Raw genomic sequence first — 3,701 nt, 5'->3', positions numbered from 1 at the left:
ACGATTCAACCAAATCAAAGAGCAAATTGTTCTTTGGCTCGAATTTTTACTGCTTATTTTTGCAGATGTATTTTTGGTAAAAAATCTAAAAACTCAAAAAGTGGGTTCTTAAGGAATGACTAAATAATAATTGCACTCAATTTTTTTTAATAGTTTGTTTTAACGATGGATTCTAAAAAATGCTGCACATATTTCGATTGAAATTAGTACTTTTACTTTGGTTACAAATAGTAATAAAGAATTGAATATCTAATAAAATTAATTCTAACAGACAATGAGTATAAATTTATATTTTCAAAAATCATTCGCACCAATATTTTGTTATTTAATGATTGCTATCCATTGCATCAATGCGCAGGAGCGACCAAAAGTAGGATTGGTTTTGAGTGGCGGTGGAGCCAAAGGTATTGCCCATATTGGGATTCTAAAAGCTATTGACAGCGCTGGTTTAAAAATAGATTATGTAACGGGTACTAGTATGGGTAGTATTATCGGTGGACTTTATTCCGTGGGTTATTCGGGTAATGAAATTGAAAAAGTGACCAAACAACTGAATTGGGATGAGTTATTGAGCGGAAAGCCTATCTATAAATTTGTTGGTATTGATGAAAAAGATGAATTCGGACAATATTCTGTAGAAGTAGGAATCAAAGACAAAAAAGCTCAACTCGCCACGGGATTAATTGATTCTCAGGAGCTCTGGCTAATTTTGAATAGAATGTTTTTGCCAGTATACAACGTCAAAGATTTTTCAAAATTCAGCATCCCTTTTAAATGTATTACAACCGATTTGTCTAATGGAAAAGCAATTGTAATATCAAAAGGTGACATTGTTAAGGCTGTTCGCGCTAGTATGGCAATTCCAAGCGTTTTTACAGCTGTTGATAGCGACAAAACTAAGTTGGTTGATGGTGGGATAGTTCGAAATTTTCCTGTAAAAGACGTTAAAGAAATGGGCGCTGATATTGTAATTGGGGTGAATTTATTTACAGGACTACCCGATATCGAAAAATTGAACAATGTACTGGATGTTTTTTATCAAATTACCCAATACCGTGATGCCGATGATCTAGTAGAAGAAAAAAAACTTTGTAATCTTGTTATTGAACCTGCTTTAGATAAATACAGTGCGGGTAGTTTTGATGCTACAGATTCTATAATGGATATCGGTAATGCCGTTGGCAAACTTTATTATCCTTATTTCAAAAAATTGGCAGACTCTCTGAATGCAAAGTATCCAGTAAAGTACGATCCATATAATCGTTTACCAACAGTAGATAAAATCGTGATCGATGAAATTGGGTATGAAGGTATAAAAGAAACTAGTCAAAGTTTACTTCTGCAAAAATTGGCTATCAAACCTGGAAATGGATATACAGCAGAACAAATTAATGATGGTTTTAGAGTTGCTTTTGCAAGTCGTTATTACGACAATATTTACTATAAATTAGAACCTACTATTGAAGGACACGCTAAGTTAATTTGTATCATTAAAGAAAAGCCTTTGACTCAAGTTAAGGCAGGTTTGTCGTTTCATTCCTTTACTGGGCCAGCCGTTTTGTTGAATTTGACTATGAGAGATTTACTATTGAACAAGTCCAGAACAATGGCGAAATTTGCCGTTGGGGAAAACTTTAGATTTTTGTTGGAGCATAAACAAATTTTCGGACCAAAAGCGAATAATTTTTTTAATGTCAGTTGGGAAAGACAAAATCTACCATTGAACCGATATGATGGCGATCAAAAGCTCTTTGTGTACAGTATAGGATACTCTCAATTTGATTTAAGTTATACACGAGTACTAGGTAACGATTGGAATATATCCGCAGGAATGCTTCATAATAGAAATACCTTTTCACCAGATGTTGTCGAGGGAATTTACTATAAGGGATTCGTTGGTAACTATTTTGCCTATTTAGGTTCAGAATCTATTACTACGGACAGACCTAATTTTCCAACTAGGGGGCACCTTTTTTATGCGCAAGCAGGAGTTGTTTTTGGTAGAAAAGCTCAGATTGATCAAACGGTAGAAGATGGTTCAACAGTAGATGTATCTAGTTTGCTGAACAACGTACCTAATTTTTACAAGCTAATGGTCAATTTCACCCAATTTAATTCCTTAAGTAAGAAGTTGGTGTTGTTTTATACACTACAATCTAGCGTGGCTATTAAATCGCAGGGCTTTATAGTTGATAATTTTTATATGGGGGGAATTCAACAATTGTTTAGACAACAAGTCGCCTTTGCGGGACTTAACGAACAGCAAATAAATACTGCTTCAGTAGCAGCTGGTCAAGTAGGTTTGCAATATAATTTTGCAGGGAGTTTGTTTTTGATGGGAAGAGCCAATACAGGGATGTATAATTTCAGTACGGAAACCAAGTTTTGGGATTCAGATACTGTAGATTCTGTCAACGGATTCTCCTTGGGATTGGGTTATAATTTAGGTTTTCTGCCAATGGAACTCAATGCGATGTATTCGCCTGAAATTGGAAAAGTATATACGCACGTCAAAATTGGTTTCGTTTTCTAAAGGATAGAATTGATTGTTATTTTAAAATATAACGATTGGTAACTATTTTTTTTAACGACGATTTAGCGTAATATTGCTATGCAAAATAAGTGATCTATCATTTATTAGTCATTTAGTTACGCGATAGAATTTAGCTTGATTTAGTTGGTAATTTTAAAATATTATACTAAATTTGTCAAGTGTTTTATTACAATGATAAAAAAAACATAATTAACTAAAAATAAAACAATGAAAAAATTAGTACTTATTACAGGATTATTTTTATTTGCACTTGGTGCAAAAGCTCAGAATCAGGGGGATATCGGACTTAACCTTTACGGAGGTTATACATTTGATGATAATATTTCTGACAACTTGTATAATGTAGAATTCAAAGGTGCCTTTCAATACGGATTGGGAGCTGAATTTTATATTCGACCTACAAAATCTATCGAATTGAAGTATCTAAGAATGGATAGTGATGTGACTTTCTCTAGTTATAAACTAAACGAAAGTCGTATAGATAAAGCTGCTATCAACTACATTTTAATTGGTGGAAACAATTATTTCCCAACAAGTAATCCAAATATAAAACCCTATTTAGGTTTAGACTTAGGAGTTGGATGGTTAAATGCAGAAACTGGATCACATACCGGTTTTGCTTGGGACTTCAAAGCAGGTGTAAAAATCAAAACATCTGACTCGACTGCATTGAAATTACAAGGGTATTTCCAAACGATTTGGGCTTCATATGGTGGAGATTCTTATTATTATCCAGGTTGGGGAACCGTTTATTATCCTGAAAATTCATCACTTTACCAATTTGGTTTAGGTGCTGCTTTTGAATTCGATTTCAAACACTAAAAGTAAAATAAGCATAAATTTGAAGCTGCATTATCTATGGATTTGCGGCTTTTTTTTGTGTCATACCATTTTCTAAGATCAATTTTATTTACTACATTTATATACGATTTTACGAAATATTGCTTGTACATTTATTTTCCTCATTCTATAAACTAATAGTATATTAAATGAAAGTTGCTGCAGAATTTCCCCGTTTTAATAAAACTATTTAGGTATAGGCGTTTAGGCCGCCCAAAAACGAAAATAGTATTACCTTTGTCAAATGAGTACAAGGGAGAAATTTATAGGTGTGAATTCAATAACATTTAACAAGCGATTTAAGGAA

2 protein-coding genes are annotated in these 3,701 nt (G+C 33.2%); both read left to right on the top strand.

What is annotated here, in order from left to right:
- Positions 1-274: 274 nt before the first annotated feature.
- Positions 275-2,533 (top strand): patatin-like phospholipase family protein, encoded by a 2,259-nt coding sequence (locus ACIQ1E_RS14010; RefSeq protein ID WP_396171978.1) that lies wholly within the window; start codon positions 275-277, stop codon positions 2,531-2,533.
- A gap of 228 nt (positions 2,534-2,761) precedes the next feature.
- Positions 2,762-3,376 carry an outer membrane beta-barrel protein gene (locus ACIQ1E_RS14005; RefSeq protein WP_396171976.1) on the top strand — a complete coding sequence of 205 codons (615 nt, stop codon included), beginning with the start codon at positions 2,762-2,764 and terminating at the stop codon, positions 3,374-3,376.
- Positions 3,377-3,701 lie beyond the last annotated feature (325 nt).

It is taken from the genome of Flavobacterium sp. (assembly GCF_044348915.1).
Classification (GTDB): Bacteria; Bacteroidota; Bacteroidia; order Flavobacteriales; family Flavobacteriaceae; genus Flavobacterium.
Note: the sequence above shows the minus strand (reverse complement) of the source record. Positions and strands in the feature narration are given on the sequence as shown.